The sequence below is a fragment of the Butyricicoccus faecihominis genome (assembly GCF_014648015.1).
Lineage (GTDB): Bacteria > Bacillota > Clostridia > Oscillospirales > Butyricicoccaceae > Agathobaculum > Agathobaculum butyriciproducens.
The window spans coordinates 178,867-193,368 of sequence record NZ_BMQH01000002.1 but is presented as its reverse complement, the minus strand read 5'-3'; the positions used below and the strand labels follow the sequence as shown (position 1 = coordinate 193,368).

Annotated in this window: 15 protein-coding genes; 8 read left to right on the top strand and 7 right to left on the bottom strand. The window is 57.0% G+C overall.

Going from position 1 to position 14,502, the window contains the following annotated elements:
- Positions 1 to 399 precede the first annotated feature (399 nt).
- Positions 400 to 1,206, bottom strand: a complete 807-nt coding sequence (locus IEY11_RS02580; RefSeq protein ID WP_117555212.1) for a 5-deoxy-glucuronate isomerase — start codon at positions 1,204 to 1,206, stop codon at positions 400 to 402.
- 369 nt (positions 1,207 to 1,575) lie between these two features.
- Between IEY11_RS02580 and IEY11_RS02575 the strand changes: the two genes are divergently transcribed.
- Positions 1,576 to 2,457 carry a helix-turn-helix transcriptional regulator gene (locus IEY11_RS02575; RefSeq protein ID WP_188885675.1) on the top strand — a complete coding sequence of 294 codons (882 nt, stop codon included), beginning with the start codon at positions 1,576 to 1,578 and terminating at the stop codon, positions 2,455 to 2,457.
- A 165-nt stretch (positions 2,458 to 2,622) separates the two neighbouring features.
- On the opposite strand, the gene IEY11_RS02570 is transcribed toward IEY11_RS02575, so the two are convergent.
- Both IEY11_RS02570 and rlmB read right to left on the bottom strand, forming a co-directional pair.
- A complete protein-coding gene (locus tag IEY11_RS02570) occupies positions 2,623 to 4,830 on the bottom strand; it encodes a hypothetical protein (RefSeq protein ID WP_188885674.1) in 2,208 nt (735 codons plus the stop codon).
- A gap of 13 nt (positions 4,831 to 4,843) precedes the next feature.
- Positions 4,844 to 5,617, bottom strand: coding sequence for a 23S rRNA (guanosine(2251)-2'-O)-methyltransferase RlmB (gene rlmB, locus IEY11_RS02565; protein ID WP_117555164.1), 774 nt, complete (start codon positions 5,615 to 5,617; stop codon positions 4,844 to 4,846).
- Between the two features lie 234 nt (positions 5,618 to 5,851).
- Here rlmB and IEY11_RS02560 point away from each other — a divergent pair, with 234 nt between their 5' ends.
- The gene (locus tag IEY11_RS02560) at positions 5,852 to 6,412 is read left to right on the top strand and encodes a hypothetical protein (RefSeq protein ID WP_188885673.1); all 561 of its coding nucleotides are present in this window, start codon (positions 5,852 to 5,854) and stop codon (positions 6,410 to 6,412) included.
- Between the two features lie 47 nt (positions 6,413 to 6,459).
- Here IEY11_RS02560 and IEY11_RS02555 read toward each other — a convergent pair whose 3' ends face one another.
- A complete protein-coding gene (locus IEY11_RS02555; RefSeq protein ID WP_188885672.1) occupies positions 6,460 to 7,554 on the bottom strand; it encodes a stalk domain-containing protein in 1,095 nt (364 codons plus the stop codon).
- A gap of 228 nt (positions 7,555 to 7,782) precedes the next feature.
- Here IEY11_RS02555 and IEY11_RS02550 point away from each other — a divergent pair, with 228 nt between their 5' ends.
- Complete coding sequence (locus IEY11_RS02550; protein WP_188885671.1) at positions 7,783 to 8,277, top strand: RNA polymerase sigma factor; 495 nt, start codon at positions 7,783 to 7,785, stop codon at positions 8,275 to 8,277.
- Complete coding sequence (locus IEY11_RS02545) at positions 8,264 to 9,265, top strand: DUF4367 domain-containing protein (protein ID WP_188885670.1); 1,002 nt, start codon at positions 8,264 to 8,266, stop codon at positions 9,263 to 9,265. Before IEY11_RS02550 ends, IEY11_RS02545 begins: the two co-directional genes overlap by 14 nt.
- A gap of 44 nt (positions 9,266 to 9,309) precedes the next feature.
- Here IEY11_RS02545 and IEY11_RS02540 read toward each other — a convergent pair whose 3' ends face one another.
- The 3 genes from IEY11_RS02540 to IEY11_RS02530 all read right to left on the bottom strand — a co-directional run bounded on the left by IEY11_RS02540 (position 9,310) and on the right by IEY11_RS02530 (position 11,712).
- A complete protein-coding gene (locus IEY11_RS02540; protein WP_188885669.1) occupies positions 9,310 to 9,825 on the bottom strand; it encodes an HD domain-containing protein in 516 nt (171 codons plus the stop codon).
- Positions 9,826 to 9,934: 109 nt separating this feature from the next.
- On the bottom strand, positions 9,935 to 10,390 hold the full coding sequence (locus IEY11_RS02535) for a GNAT family N-acetyltransferase (protein WP_118647224.1): 456 nt from the start codon (positions 10,388 to 10,390) through the stop codon (positions 9,935 to 9,937).
- Positions 10,391 to 10,446: 56 nt separating this feature from the next.
- Positions 10,447 to 11,712 (bottom strand): O-acetylhomoserine aminocarboxypropyltransferase/cysteine synthase family protein, encoded by a 1,266-nt coding sequence (locus IEY11_RS02530; protein ID WP_110437313.1) that lies wholly within the window; start codon positions 11,710 to 11,712, stop codon positions 10,447 to 10,449.
- A gap of 142 nt (positions 11,713 to 11,854) precedes the next feature.
- Here IEY11_RS02530 and IEY11_RS02525 point away from each other — a divergent pair, with 142 nt between their 5' ends.
- From IEY11_RS02525 to IEY11_RS02510, 4 genes are read left to right on the top strand one after another with little or no spacing between them, the layout of a single operon-like run.
- Entirely contained in the window at positions 11,855 to 12,355 is a 501-nt protein-coding gene (locus tag IEY11_RS02525; RefSeq protein WP_188885668.1) for a glycosyl-4,4'-diaponeurosporenoate acyltransferase CrtO family protein, read from the top strand.
- Positions 12,356 to 12,400: 45 nt separating this feature from the next.
- Positions 12,401 to 12,607: a DUF896 domain-containing protein gene (locus IEY11_RS02520; RefSeq protein ID WP_116704796.1), complete on the top strand. Its 207-nt coding sequence runs from the start codon at positions 12,401 to 12,403 to the stop codon at positions 12,605 to 12,607.
- Complete coding sequence (locus IEY11_RS02515; RefSeq protein WP_188885667.1) at positions 12,607 to 13,941, top strand: CCA tRNA nucleotidyltransferase; 1,335 nt, start codon at positions 12,607 to 12,609, stop codon at positions 13,939 to 13,941. Before IEY11_RS02520 ends, IEY11_RS02515 begins: the two co-directional genes overlap by 1 nt.
- Positions 13,931 to 14,500, top strand: coding sequence for a hydrolase (locus IEY11_RS02510; protein ID WP_110437317.1), 570 nt, complete (start codon positions 13,931 to 13,933; stop codon positions 14,498 to 14,500). Before IEY11_RS02515 ends, IEY11_RS02510 begins: the two co-directional genes overlap by 11 nt.
- Positions 14,501 to 14,502: the final 2 nt, after the last annotated feature.

The following is a 14,502-nucleotide window of genomic DNA, read 5'->3' as shown; positions in this document are numbered from 1 at the left end:
TCCAACAAGCCTTGACTTAGCACCCTCCCTCTCCAAAAGGAGGGGCAAGGGAACCATAGGTTCCCAAACGCACGAGACAGGTCTCGTGCCTGCCGCGCGCACGCGGCAGATGCAGTTCCTTATCAAAGTCCAGCTCCGCCGGACTTTGATACCCCTGCCTCGGGACGTGGTGTCCCGAGCCTCGTTCGCTGTGCGAACGAGAGGGGGTTATCCGAAAAAGTTTCCTTGGGAACTTTTTCGGTATCTAAGGGAGCGAACACGCGCCTTAAAATAAACGCGAAGCGTTTGCGCGTGCGAGTTTCAGACGACCGCTTGTGATTTTCGAACAAGCGGTGTAAAAACAGCCGGTGGCTGTTTTTACAGTCTGTTTCCCGGCGTCCCCCTTAGAAGCAAGGCAACTTAGTTGCCGCTCGGGCAGTGCCAGATGTGATCGTTGGCATCGTCCTCGAGCAGCCACAGGTGCTCCTCGTCATCGATGCGGGTCTTGTCCCACGGGTCGCCCGGCAGATGACGGATGCCCCATGCGTAGCAGCAGGAGTAGCCCGGTGCGGTTACCTGGGAGTGCATCTTATCGGTGATGATAGCCAGACCGTTGTGATGGGTCTCGTAGATCTCGCCGTTGCCCCAGCCTGCGCCGAAGCCCATCGGCTTGTCGAAGCGGTAGAAGTAGCACTCCGGCTGCGGATGATGATGCGGCGGGTAAGAGGACCACTTGCCCGGCAGGTTGACAACTTCGCCCAGAACCATGTTGGAGTACGGCGCGTTGTCCAGATCGAAGCAGGTGCGTACATCACGCTTGATGCAGCCCATCAGTTCGCCCTTGTTGCCGCGTGCCCAGGTATCGGTGTCTTCCGGCTTGTACATCTTGCTCGGGAAGGTCTTTTCGTTCAAAGTCTTCTGGATGTAGATGTTGCACGGACCGTGTGCGATGATCTCGAACTTTACGCCCTTGCAAACGTGCAGGCAGGACGGGTTGTAGTCGAACGGATTCGGACGGTCTACGTCGTAGGACTCATTCTCCCACTTGATGGTGCACTTGCCGTCGAATACCAGTGCTGCAACTTCCTTCTCAGGCTCCTCGCAGCTCCAAGTGTCGCCGTCTTCCATCACGAGGAGAGCAACGTCCATCATGGCATCCTTACCGATGCCTTCGTCAAGACGGATGTACTCGTTGTATCCGCGCTTGACCTGCTTATCCATGTACATAGGAATTCCCTCCAAAAAATAATTTTTTGGTGCGGTGACCGGTATATCCCACCCGATCACGCAGATTCAGCTGTGTAAAACAGCCTATCTGTTATCATTATACCACGCCATAACAGCCAGTTTCAACCACTCATTGAACGGATTCGGCGCGGTGCGGAAAGGCTTTGGCATTCAGCACAAAAATCCGAGTGGATTTTCTCGCAAATGATACAACAAAAATACGATTGGTTTGTATCGCACTCTTGCCTTCCCTTCCTTTTTCATCTATAATTATAGCAGATATTCAAAGGATTGCTTGCAATTTCTTCAGCAGTAATAACACGATTTTAAGGTATGCACGCAGCGTGTGCACAAGAAAGGATTTTCGCCATGGATGCAGCCCGCCGAGAAAAAAAAGAGCACGGCACGCTTGCGTTTCCGTTCCAGATCTACCCCGCGCTGGACGGCAGCGAGGCCGATGACAGCGATTTTATCCCCTATCACTGGCACCCGGAGCTGGAAATCATCACGGTGGACGCGGGCCACGTTTCGCTCACCATCGCTGACCACACCTACGAGGGCACGCACGGCGATGTGTTCTTCGCCGCCGGTGAGGAATTGCACGAAATTCGTGCCGCCGGGCGGGAAAATCAGTTCCGCTCCTTCGTATTTGCGGCGGATTTCCTGCAGTTTTCGCGCGCCGACCAGAGCGAATTCGCGCTGCTGTCGCCGCTCGCCGAGGGACGGCTGCGGTTTGCCACCTGCATCCGCGCCGGTGAACCCGGGCAGAGTGAAATCCGTGCGCTGCTCGCACAGATCGTGCGCGCGTGGCAGGTGCAGGCGCCCGGCTGTCAGCTTGCCGTGAAAGCCGCGCTGCTCGGCATCGTGGCGGTGTGCGCGCAGTACGACAGACTCATCGGACATCAAATGCGCCCGGGCGCGGACTACAAGGCGCAGCAGCTTAAGGAGATCGTCGGCTACCTCGGTGAGCATTTCACCGAACCGCTCTCGCTGTCGGCGGTTGCAGCGGAGTTTGGATTGTCGCCGCAGTATTTCAGCACCTTTTTCCGGGATAATTTCGGAAGGACATTCACCCAGCATATCAATTCCCTGCGGATCGAGCAGGCGGCGCGTCTGCTCCGTGAGACCGATCTTCCGGTCATGGAGGTCGGGTTTCGCGTTGGATTTGATAATTTCAGCTACTTTATCAAGCGGTTTCGGCTTGTGTATGGCGTTTCGCCGTCGCATTATCGGAAAAACAGTTTAACTTAAACACGAGACTTGTTTTCTGCACCGGCGGAGCGGGGCACACGAACTGCGCGAGCGTGTTCGCCCGGACAGGGCGAACCCGCTGACGCAGTTTGTGTCCCCCGCCTAATTACTGCCAACAGATGTAAAAAACCTCCGTATGAACCATACGGAGGTTTTTTCTATGTCTTATCTCGTCTGCTGGGTGATAATAAACACCGGAATGTACCAAATAAGCTGATACAGCAGGATATTCATCACCGGAAGCGCGTCTGCGGCGTTCTGATACAGCAGGTAGAACACGATCAGCATACCGAGCAGGCCGGCGAACGTGCCGAGCGTCAGCGCCGAGCGGACGGCGCCCGCCAGCTTATCCGCGCCGCGGAGCACCTGCATGAACGGCCCGGCACCCTCGCGGGTGAGGATAGCTGCCGGTGCATCGCCCTTGGCGTAATTCGGATTCAGCAGACGATCCACGCCTGCCGGGTCCGGCTGGTCGGCAAAGCCGCGTCGGAGGTCAAACTCCTCCTCGACCATCGCCGGGGAGATATTGAAATCGCGAACGGCGAGGACCGCATTCATGTGCATGCGGCGCATGAGGCGCATCGCCTTATAAGTATTCTTGGTGGTCTGGTAGCGCATGGTCAGCACGCCTGCGAGCGCGTTATCCACAACCAGATACATGTTGATCTGACCCTTATGGCCGGATTCGATCGGAACGCCCATCTTGACCATGAGCGCTGCCGTGCCGAGCACGATGCGGCTGGTGCCGACAGCGCCGGTTACCCCGCCCTCGACCAGACGCACGTCACGCGCGGTGAAGGTGATGCCGAAGCGCTCTTTCGTGGTATCGGTCAGCACGCGGCCCAGCTCCAGACCGGCGGATTCGGTCAGCGCGGCTGCACAGCCGAGAATCTGCTCGTCCGTGATACGGCCCAGATTGTCGATGGCCTCAAGCTCGATCGAGCCGGTCGGGAACAGATCGTTCTCGAGCAGCATGACCTTCTCCGTGCCGCGCAGCAGGTTGGCCTGACGCGCACCCGCAATGGCTGCACCCGAGCGCAGCAGGCGGCTTGCGGTGTTCTTGTAGCTTGCGCCGAACGCGCACAGCAGACCGATCGGCGCGGACACCGACAGGATTGCCGAGAACGCCCAGAAGAAGCGCACCGGCTCGCCGCAGTTGAACGAAGCGACCAGCGACAGGATGATTGCGAGCGCCAGTGCAATCGGCGTGTAGATGAGCGAGAAGCGGTCAACCGTGTCCGGGCGCTCGATCTCGGTCAGGAACGAGCTTGCATCGTACAGCGGGCACTTGACGGCATTGCACGCATCAATCTCGCTGTCGTAGTGGCTGTAAACCGCCAGCGGCTGCTCTGCCTCGCAGACGGCACGATAGGAACGCGCCTGTGCCAGACTGCGGCCGCGTGCCTCACGCATTTCGGCGTAAAGCAGAAGGATGGAAACCGCCGTGTACGGTACGGCGACGCCGCCCTGATCCGGAAATACCAGCAGAGAGGCACAGTGCAGCAGCGATGCCAGCGCCGCGAACGACACAAGCGTGCCGCGTGCCGGACGGCCGTGCAGCAGCGAGGAAAAGCCGTTGCCGAACACGTCAATACCGATCAGCAGCGCCAGGATCTGCAGGGCAGCCAGTGCGCCGATGCCGATGGTCGGGTTCTGCAGAATATCGAGCACGACCGGAAGCGGCAGTGCCTCAAAGCTCGGTGCAAAGCTGAGATACGCGGCAGCTGCGGCAAGGATCAGCACCAGCAGCGACCGGAACGACAGAATGCCCGAACGGCGGCGTGCCGCGTGCATAGCCACCTCGGGATCGACCAGCTTGATATCTTCCTCTTCCTCGGCCTGATCGGCGGCAATGCGTGCCGCTCTTGCCTGCTTGCGCGAGATGCTTGCCTTGCGGCTTGCTTCCTCGGCAGCGGCTTCTTCCACGATCTCCTGCTGCTCGGCGGCCTTCTCGGCAGCTTCCTTTTCTGCCAGCTTGGCCTCGCGGCGTGCCTGCCGCTCTGCGATCTTCTGCGCGGTCCTGCGCTCACGCTCTTCCATTTTCTGCTCGCGCGCCGCGATGCGCGCTTCGCGCGCTTCTTCAACAGACTCGTGTTCGGCTGCGGTCTCTGCGGCCTTCTTTGCCGTTTTATCCTTCTTATTTCTGGGAGCCGTCTTTGGCTCCTCTGCCTTGGTCTCTGCCGCCGGTGCGGGCTGCGGCTCGACCGGCTTTTCCGGCTCTGCCGCTGCCTTAGGCATTGGCTCTGCCGCCTTTGCGGGCGCCTGACCGGACACCTCGGCGATGATGGAATCCAGATCAAATTCATCGGTATCCGGTACATCGCTGAGCATATTTTTCAGCGATTCCAGATCCATATCGTCTTTTCTATCCATGTTCACTTCCCCCTTAATTGCCCTGCGTGCGTCGGCGAAGTGCCTCAAACAGCAGCACAGCCGCCGCGTTGGATGCGTTCAGCGAGTTGACACGGCCTCTCATCGGGATGCTGACGATGTAATCGCACTTATCGCGGGTCAGGCGGCTGAGGCCCTGTCCTTCCGAGCCGATGATGATGGCGGTTGGGCGATCAAACGGTGCGTCATACAGGCCGACCGTACCGTCAGCCTCTGCACCGAACAGCCATACACCGCGTTCCTTGAGTTCATCGAGCGTGGACGCAAGGTTGTTTGCCTTATGTACGCCGACATACGCGAGTGCACCCGCTGCCGAACGAGCGACAGCCGCGGTCAGACCGACAGCTCTGCGCTTCGGGATGATAACGCCGTGTGCGCCTGCGGTCTCTGCCGAACGGATGATGGCACCCAGATTATGCGGGTCCTCGATGCCGTCGCAGACAACGATGAGCGGCACCTCACTGCGCTCCTCGGCGACGCGGAAAATATCGTCGAGCGAGACGTACTCCTGTGCCGCCGCCTGTGCGATAACGCCCTGATGGTTGCCGGTCGGGCTCATGCCGTCCAGCTTGCGCCGGTCGCAGGTGACGACCGGAACATGATGCCTGCGCGCTTCTGCCGCCACATCACCGATGTGTGCGCCTTCGGCCACAAACACCTTATCCACTGCACGACCTGCGCGCAGCGTTTCGAGGACGGCGTTGCGTCCCTCGATCAGCGTGCCGTCATCCTCGACCGGAGGACGGCGTCTGTTTTTTTCATATGCCATAAATTTTTACGCTCCAAAATGAGAAATAACTTTGCATATCCTCAGATACTTTCAGTTAGTTTCATTATACACACTTCCCGACTGTTTTTCAATGTTAGACACGAAAATTATACAAACATCGCCGCAAAAGTGCTGCCATAAGTTCGACAGATATCGACAATTCGCTCTGCCGCATTTACACAGCCAGATTTTAGGCGATACAATAAAACCGGACTGAAAGGAGCGAGGACATCCATGGATGGCAAAAAATTTGACAAAAACACGCTGAAAACACTTGTAATCGCGGCTTCTCTGCTGCTGAACTGCATTTTAGGCGGTGCATCGTACACCTATTATCACCATCTGGCGGAGCAGATGAACGAGACCGCTTCCCTGCAGTCGCAGGTAAGCCATCTGGAAGACTCGGTCTCCGACCTGCAGGCGCAGGCGGACGAATCCCAGCCGGCCATTGACGATTTGAAAGCGCAGGTGGCTTCGCTCACCGAGGAGAAGAACGGCCTGCAGACGCAGGTGGACACGCTCACGAGCCAGAAGGCAGATTTACAGAATCAGGTGGATACGCTCAAAGCAGGTGCATCGAGCGGTTCGTCCTCCGGCGGTTCCTCGAGTGACAGTTCGTCCGTCCCGGCAGCTTACAGCAGCTCGGACGACCAAAGCGAAACGGTTTACGTCACGGACACCGGCTCCAAATATCACAGCGCCGGCTGCCGGTATTTGAAGAAAAGCCAGATTCCAATGTCGCTTTCCGAAGCCAAGCGGCAGGGTTACACCGCCTGCTCGGTCTGCGGCGGATAACATAAAAAAGAAGCTGAGATTTTGTCTCAGCTTCTTTTGTTTGCCTGTTAAAACAGTCTATCCATATTCTGCCGCAGCATGCGAACCATACGTTCGCAGTCAAGCATGGTATCATCCGCGCCGAACATGACGGCGGTCTGATCGACTACGCTCGCATTCGGGTTGCTGCTGCCGACCACGACCCGACCGTTCTTCACGCGGTCCATTACGGTATCTGCGTTATTGATGAGGAAATCCAGTTCGTTCATCAGGCTGCTGTTGTAGTAGCGGATCGGGTTGGCCTGCTCGGTCATGCCGCTGCGGATGGTCTGCGCCTTGCGCTTGATGGAATCCAGAGCCGCCATAGCAACGGCCTTATCAGTAATCACATAGTCGGTATAGCTGCCGTTTTTTACCGCAGAATCGCAATTCTTGAACTTTTGCGTATCCGTTCGCATATCGAGCAGCTGCTTCATGAGGTTCGTCGCGTAGGTTTCCATTTCGGCGCGTTTGCTGTCCGAAAGCGGCATGCGCAGGAAGATGGCATTCACGTCGTTCTCCGCCTTGGCGCTGTACCACGTTACGTCCATGCCGGTCAGCTCACCGATGTTGCGCAGCGGCAGATAGATGGAATTCCGGTAAAACAGCGGATAAATGGTCTCGCCCTTCTGGTTCTTGAAGGTCTGCTGTTTGCCGTCCACGAGCACCTTCACGCCCTTATCGAGCGTAGCCGTGCCGGTCGCACCGACATATTTTACGCCTTCCTTGTGGTACGCATCGTCATCCGCACACGGATACGACTTTTCCGTAGTACCGGACAGGAACACCGTGCGCGATGCACTGTCCCACGAGATATTTTTGCCCATCCAGCGGCCAACCGTGCGCAGCGGCATATAGGTCGAGCCGTTGTAGCTCAGCGCCGTGTAAACCGTCTTGCCGTCCTCGCTCGGGAAGGCAGCCGGAATGCCCTCAACATAGATGTCCGCGCTCTGCGGATTGATTTTTACGGCGGTGCGGGTCTGCGCCGTATTCTGTGCAGCTGCCTGCACCGTACCCGACGGTATATAGGTCTGCACATTTGCTGCGCCTGCGCTCATCATCAGTGCGGACGCCATCAGGCAGCCCGCGAGTGTGCCGCTTACGATTTTCTTGAACTTAGTCATAATTGCCCCTCCACATAATAAAATACAGTTTTTTCTATCCATACCTATGGTATACAACAAAAATAATATTCTGTCAATCTATTTTCCTGATACTATTATAACGACCGGGAGCGCCGTTTTGTGACAACAAACCGCTAAAAAATTTTTTCAAAAAAATTTGCCACAGAAAATCCCGCTCAGGCGTTGTATAATTGAATGGTATCATTTCCAACCCGAGGGGGAACCAAATTGACACAGAAGCAAATCCTCTTTTTCGAGGAATTATATACAAAATATTACTCGATGATGGTGCAGACCGTTCTGCCCATTGTCGGCAGTCGCGATATTGCCGAGGACATTGTGGCCGACACCTTTTTCATCCTGCTGGCAAGGATAAACAGCGTGATGGAGCACGAGCAGCCGGTCAAATGGCTGTTCCGCGTGCTGAAAAACAACGCCATCAGTGAATACCGCATGCAGTGCAGACACGCGGCCGCGCCGCTTGAGGAAAACATTCTGCGTACCGCCGAACCCGAGCTGATACCGTTTTCCGGCATGCTGCCAAAGGGCTTATCCGCGTCCGAACAGCGCATTCTTACCCTGCGGCTCGCTGAGGACATGGACTATTCCACCATTTCGGAAATACTCGGCATTTCCGAGACCGCCTGCCGCAGCCAGTACAGCCGCGCACGGCGGCACTGCGCCGAACTTATGGAAAGGAGTGACGACAATGCAGGATTCTAAGCAGATTGACGAGCTGTTCCGGCTGATGGACGCGGTTTGCGAAAACGGTGATGCAGCCCTGCCTGCGCTCGAGCAGTATTTGCAGACGCAGACGGACGCGCCGGAAATCGACACAGAAGCGTCACTTAAAAAGTTCAAGGCCGACCATAAGGAATTTTTCGTCAGGCCGCACCGCGGACGGCGGCTGTGCTACCGCATTTTCGTTGTCGCGGCGGCTGTTTTCGCCGCAGGAACCGTGTTTGCGCTGGCTACCGGTCACAATCCGTTCGACTATGCGGCGATGTGGGATTCCGAGACGTTCGGCTTTTTCCAGAGCGGACATGACGATTTTGAGACCACCGAGGACGGCTATACGCATTTTCCGGATGGTACATCGGCAAACTATGAGGAAAACCATGCACTGGAAGATAGTACAGTAGATTATGACCCTAATGCTCCGCTTGGTTCGGCGGCAAACCCGATACCGGTACATGAAGAAGTAGACCCGGAATATGCAGATGTACCGGATACAGACTTGTCCGACGTAGGTTTGGAAAAAACGAAATCCACTTGGGACACTTCGCATATAACAGAGAATTTTGACATTATCAACACAGATGTTAAGACCGCATTACACGGTTTAGGCATAAACTCTCCTATCATACCGAAGAAGATTCCGCAAGGGTATGTACTGAATCAAATCAACGTATACAAAGACTATTGCTTTAACACCCTCGATATTCTTGCCTATTATGAATACACCGCAGACCCCGATAAGCCCGGTTTCATAATAACGGTAAATACTATCACAGAAGAACTCGGCGCGAGTCATATTGAAAAAGACAGCCGTCCTGTCATTGAGTACCAAAAAGGCGGGACAACATGGTATATCATGCATAATTTAGAGCACTTGAATGCAGTAACCATGCTTGGCCGCTATGAAGTTGGTTTTAGCGGTGACATATCTGTTGACGAAATGAAATCCATCATCAACTCCATCTACGAATAACAAAAACCCGATCTCCAACAGACACAATGGAGATCGGGTGCTTTTTATGCGAAAATTTTATGGTACGCGTGCGAGACGTAACCGCCGACAGCGGCGGTCATTTCCTTGGACGCCACGGCCTTATCCGCCACGGTGACGATCCACGCGATTCTTGTGCGCGGCATGGCCGCCAGCGGAAACATGTGCCGTGCGATGGCTTCGCACTCCCGCTCGGACAGACCGAAGGTATGCTTGGCGCGGTCGGCTGCGATGTGGCCGTGAATGAACCCGTGCATGTGGGCAATGCGGTGCACGCCGGAAAAATGGCTCAGATAACGACGAAAGCGCTCGCCGTGCCAGTCATAGCCGAAAAAGTCATGCAGCAGCGCGGCACGGACAACCGAAGTCGTTTCGCTCTCCGACAGACGCATCAGGCGGGCGATCTGACAGGCTGCTTCCGCTACCGCAACGGAATGGTCATACACAGAGTTGTCCAGTCCGTGGTGACAGAACGTGCGAAGCTGCTGAAAACGCGGATGTACAAGGATATCTCCCGCGTACTGCTGGATTTCACTGTCCATCGGACCCACCTTCCTTCCTTTCTTTTGATGTCTTTATTATAGTGCGCTTAGTGCACAAAATCAAGAGGTAATTTGTAACAAGTTTGTGACAAAAATACCAACAATCTGCTTAGCCGAGCGGCGGCGTGTCCAGTATCATCTGCCTGTACTCCAAATCCTCAAAGCCGAGCATGTGATAGAGAGCACTTGCCCGCACGTTGCTTTCCGTTACCTCCAGACGATACCGCGCGGCTGTGTTGTACTTTTCGTGCACCGCGGCAATGATCCTGCTGCCGATGCCCTTGCCGCGCTGCTCGTCATCCACCATGATCTCCTCCAGCCAGACGCACAGACCGCCCGCCTCGTTCGACCAGGTCAGCGCCAGCAGACAGTACGCGCACGGCTGTCCGTTCTCGTCCTCGGCAATCAGGCAGTCCGCATACGGCGTGCCGTGCAGGAGCAGCTCAAACGTGCGTTCGGCGTTCTGCTGCGGGATTTCATGGTCGCAGGCAGGTGTTTTGTAGAACGCATGGCAGCGGTCGATAAAGAATTCGCGGTCAGCGGCTTCAATAGAGCGAATACGCATAGTTTCCTCCTAAAAGAACAGGGCATGTCCGTTGACACACCCTGTTTTACTGTAGATTAAATCTGGTCGAGCGCCTGCTTGAGGTCAGCGATAATGTCCTCAACATTCTCCAGACCGACCGAAATACGCACCATGCCCGGCTCAATGCCTGCGGCAACCAGCTGCTCATCGGTCAGCTGACGGTGGGTTTCGGACGCCGGATGCAGCACGCAGGTGCGGATGTCGGCAACATGAACCTCATTGCACGCCAGCTTGAGGCTGTCCATGAACTTCATCGCCGGAGCGCGGCCGCCCTTGATGTCGATGGACATAACGCCCGAGGTGCCCATCGGCAGGTACTTCTGCGCACGCTCGTAGTGCTCGTTGCCCGGCAGTGCCGGATAGCGAACGGATGCGATCTTGTCGCTCGACTCGAGGAACTTGGCAACGGTCAGCGCGTTCTCGCAGTACTGACGCATACGCACCGGAAGGGTCTCCAGACCGAGGTTGAGCAGGAACGCCGAGTGCGCCGCCGGATAGCAGCCGAAGTCACGCATCAGCTGCATACGCGCCTTGATGATGTATGCCATCGCGCCGAACTCGCGGGTGTAGACCACGCCGTGGTAGCTTTCGTCCGGCTCGGTGAAATCCGGGAACTTGCCCGATGCCGCCCAGTCAAACTTGCCGCCGTCCACGATCACACCGCCGCCCTGTACGGCATGGCCGTCCATGTACTTGGTGGTGGAGTGGATGACAATATCCGCGCCCCATTCGATCGGTCGGCACAGCACCGGCGTTGCAAACGTGTTGTCCACGATGAGCGGCACGTTGTTCTTGTGCGCGATATTCGCCCACTTTTCAATGTCGAACACGGTCAGAGCCGGATTTGCAAGCGTCTCACCGAACACCGCCTTGGTGTTGGGCTTGAACAGCTTCTGCACTTCCTCCTCGCTCGCCTCTGCGTCCGCCCAGATGCACTCGATGCCGAGCTTTTTGAGCGTTACGCCGAACAGGTTGATCGTGCCGCCGTAGATGGTGGAAGCCGCGATGAAGCTGTCGCCTGCCGAGCACAGGTTGAGGATGGACAGCAGGGATGCCGCCTGACCCGAGGAAGTCAGCATCGCGCCGACGCCGCCCTCGAGGGACGCGATCTTCTTCTCTACCGCGTCGCAGGTCGGGTTGGCAAAGCGCGAGTAGATGCACTCTGTCGGCATATCGAACAGGGACGCGATCTTTGCGGTCGAGTCAAAGCGGTAAGTGGTGGACTGCACGATCGGCATGACGCCCGGACCGCCGTTTTCCGGCTTGTAGCCTTCATGCAGGCATTTTGTTTCGATTTTCATATAAACTACCTCTTTACTATGATTTAACACAGAAGAATCTCCATTTATTGTAGCATGCAGAAGCCTGTCGGTCAAGGCAGTTCGGTTGAACAAACGGCGATATCATGGTATGATAGAGGCAGTACGAAGGGAGGCAAACCGCATGAAGGATCTGCTCATTACTCTGCTGAATACAGCGTTCTGGTTCGGACTGCATTTCGGTACGGCTGGCGCAGTGTGCGCTCTGCCGCAGGACGTGCAGACACGGTGGTTCGACCCAAACCGGCGCTTTTTCACGGTTTCCGATTGGGAAATGCGGGTTTTCCGCAAGATCGGTCTGCCGAAATGGAAGGATCGGCTGCCGCAGTTTAATCCCGAATTTGACAAGCGGCACCTAAAATCCGGGCGGGATACGGCATACCTCGACCGTTTTCTGTTCATCACCTGCCGTGCGGAGGTGATTCATTATGTGATCGGCGTGCTCGGCTGGGTATCGCTCGGGTTTTGTCTGCTGAGTGCGAACCGGACGGCGTGGCTCATTCGGTATGCCGTTATCGCGCTCGTTATCCAGCTCGCCAACCTGCCGTTCGCGTGGATTCAGCGGTATAACCGGAAACGGCTGCTCAGCGTCCGCAAAAGGCTTTCATTACGGATAGAAGTTTGATATAATATAAAGATAGCATAAGGATAATCAAGGAGATTTTGCGATATGACAGACGAAAAAATTGCACGCATCAACGCGCTTGCAAAAAAGGCCAAGACCGAAGGACTGACCGACGCGGAGAAGAAGGAGCAGCAGGAGCTCCGCGCAGAGTACGTTGCCGATTTCCGCAAGAGCCTGAAGGCACAGCTGGACAACACGGTGGTTATCAATCCGGACGGCAGCTCGTACAAGCTGAAGCAGGACAAAAAGTGATGCAGCTGCCCGAACACGCGGCACACGCCATCCGGCGATTAGAGCGTGCCGGATTTGAGGCGTGGGCGGTCGGCGGCTGCGTGCGCGACAGCCTGCGCGGCGCAGAGCCGCACGACTGGGATCTGTGTACGTCCGCCTCTCCGGCTCAGATGCAGGCCGTGTTCGCGGACGCGCGTGTGCTCACGACCGGACTCAGGCACGGCACGCTGACCGTACTCACGGACGGCGGCCCGCTCGAGATTACCACCTACCGCACGGAGGGTGGCTACTCGGATGGGCGGCATCCGGACGGCGTGCGCTTTGTCACCGACATCCGTGAGGATCTGGCACGAAGAGATTTCACGGTCGGTGCGATGGCGTGGCACCCGGAACGCGGTCTGTGCGACCCGTTTGGTGGGCAAACCGACCTCAAAAACGGCGTTCTGCGCGCGGTCGGTAATGCAGACACCCGATTTCAGGAGGATGCGCTGCGAATCCTGCGCGGACTGCGCTTCGCATCCAAGCTAGGTTTTGCCATCGAGCCGGAAACCGCCGCTGCTATGCGGCGGCAGGTACATCGCCTGGACTGCATTGCCGCCGAGCGCATCCGCGAGGAGCTGACCGGTCTGCTGTGCGGCCGCTATGTGCAGCGCACACTGATGACTTACGCCGACCTTATCACCTCTGCCCTGCCCGAACTCGCGCCCATGCTGGGCTGTCAGCAACAGAATCCGCACCACCTGTACGATGTGTGGGAGCACACCGTGCGCGCGGTCGGTCAGGTGCCGGCCGAGCCGGTGCTCCGGTGGGCGATGCTGCTGCACGACAGCGGCAAGCCCGCCTGCAAGACCGTGGACGAGCAAGGCATCGGGCATTTCCGGGGACATCCCAGGGCGAGCCTTGCGCTGTCGCGCAAGCTCCTGCCGCGGCTGCGGTTCTCGAGCGCGGACACCGAACGCATCCTCCTGCTGGTCGAGCGGCACGACACACCGCTCGGTGACAACGAAAAGCTGGTGCGGCGCAGCCTGTCGCGCATCGGAGAGGCGCGGTTCCGCGACCTGCTGGCGATCAAAAAAGGCGATGCGGTCGGTCAGGGCACCAGCCGCGACTATGTGGCGCAGCTGTTTGAGACCGAAGCGCTGCTGAACCGCGTGCTCGCGCAGGAGCAATGCTTCTCGCTGCGGCAGCTTGCCGTAAACGGAACCGATTTACGGGCACTCGGTCTGCGCGGCAGGCCGGTCGGTGAAATGCTGCACGCCCTGCTGGACGCCGTGATAGACGGCCAGACCGACAATCGGCGGGATACGCTTCTGCGGCTTGCCCGCACCCGAATGGAGGAACAACATGTCAAATAAAGAGATTTTCATCGAAACCTACAACAAAAACATCCATCGTCCGGGCGCGGAAAAGCTGCTTGCGTGGCTCGAGGGCACGGATTTCTTCACGGCTCCCGCGTCCACGCGGTTCCACGCTGCGTATGAGGGCGGTCTGCTCGACCACTCACTCAACGTGTACAACGTGCTGATCTCCAAGCATTTCAATCCCGAGACCGACGATCTGGAAAGCTACACCATCGTTTCTCTCCTGCACGATCTGTGCAAGGCCGGTTTCTACAAGACCGAGCTGCGCAACCGCAAAAACGACCGCGGTGAGTGGGAAAAGGTGCCGGTTTACGCAGTAGACGACCAGTTTCCGTATGGTCACGGCGAAAAATCCGTATTCCTGATCGAGCGGTTCATGCGGCTGCGCACGGAGGAGGCCATCGCCGTGCGCTGGCACATGGGCGGCTTTGACGAGTCGGTCAAGGGCGGCAGCTTCGCACTCGCGCACGCGTTCGAGAAGTATCCGCTTGCCGTAAAGCTGCACCTTTCCGATCTGGAAGCGACCTATCTGCACGAAAGTCGAGGAGAATGAGC

What these genes read in the sequence shown, in the direction of transcription:
- IEY11_RS02520 (WP_116704796.1), top strand. Translation starts at nt 12,401, where the DNA reads ATGACAGACGAAAAAATTGCACGCATCAACGCGCTTGCAAAAAAGGCC.
- rlmB (WP_117555164.1), bottom strand. Translation starts at nt 5,617, where the DNA reads ATGGCATATGAAAAAAACAGACGCCGTCCTCCGGTCGAGGATGACGGC.
- IEY11_RS02580 (WP_117555212.1), bottom strand. Translation starts at nt 1,206, where the DNA reads ATGTACATGGATAAGCAGGTCAAGCGCGGATACAACGAGTACATCCGT.
- IEY11_RS02510 (WP_110437317.1), top strand. Translation starts at nt 13,931, where the DNA reads ATGTCAAATAAAGAGATTTTCATCGAAACCTACAACAAAAACATCCAT.
- IEY11_RS02525 (WP_188885668.1), top strand. Translation starts at nt 11,855, where the DNA reads ATGAAGGATCTGCTCATTACTCTGCTGAATACAGCGTTCTGGTTCGGA.
- IEY11_RS02555 (WP_188885672.1), bottom strand. Translation starts at nt 7,554, where the DNA reads ATGACTAAGTTCAAGAAAATCGTAAGCGGCACACTCGCGGGCTGCCTG.
- IEY11_RS02535 (WP_118647224.1), bottom strand. Translation starts at nt 10,390, where the DNA reads ATGCGTATTCGCTCTATTGAAGCCGCTGACCGCGAATTCTTTATCGAC.
- IEY11_RS02540 (WP_188885669.1), bottom strand. Translation starts at nt 9,825, where the DNA reads ATGGACAGTGAAATCCAGCAGTACGCGGGAGATATCCTTGTACATCCG.
- IEY11_RS02560 (WP_188885673.1), top strand. Translation starts at nt 5,852, where the DNA reads ATGGATGGCAAAAAATTTGACAAAAACACGCTGAAAACACTTGTAATC.
- IEY11_RS02575 (WP_188885675.1), top strand. Translation starts at nt 1,576, where the DNA reads ATGGATGCAGCCCGCCGAGAAAAAAAAGAGCACGGCACGCTTGCGTTT.
- IEY11_RS02545 (WP_188885670.1), top strand. Translation starts at nt 8,264, where the DNA reads ATGCAGGATTCTAAGCAGATTGACGAGCTGTTCCGGCTGATGGACGCG.
- IEY11_RS02570 (WP_188885674.1), bottom strand. Translation starts at nt 4,830, where the DNA reads ATGGATAGAAAAGACGATATGGATCTGGAATCGCTGAAAAATATGCTC.
- IEY11_RS02530 (WP_110437313.1), bottom strand. Translation starts at nt 11,712, where the DNA reads ATGAAAATCGAAACAAAATGCCTGCATGAAGGCTACAAGCCGGAAAAC.
- IEY11_RS02515 (WP_188885667.1), top strand. Translation starts at nt 12,607, where the DNA reads ATGCAGCTGCCCGAACACGCGGCACACGCCATCCGGCGATTAGAGCGT.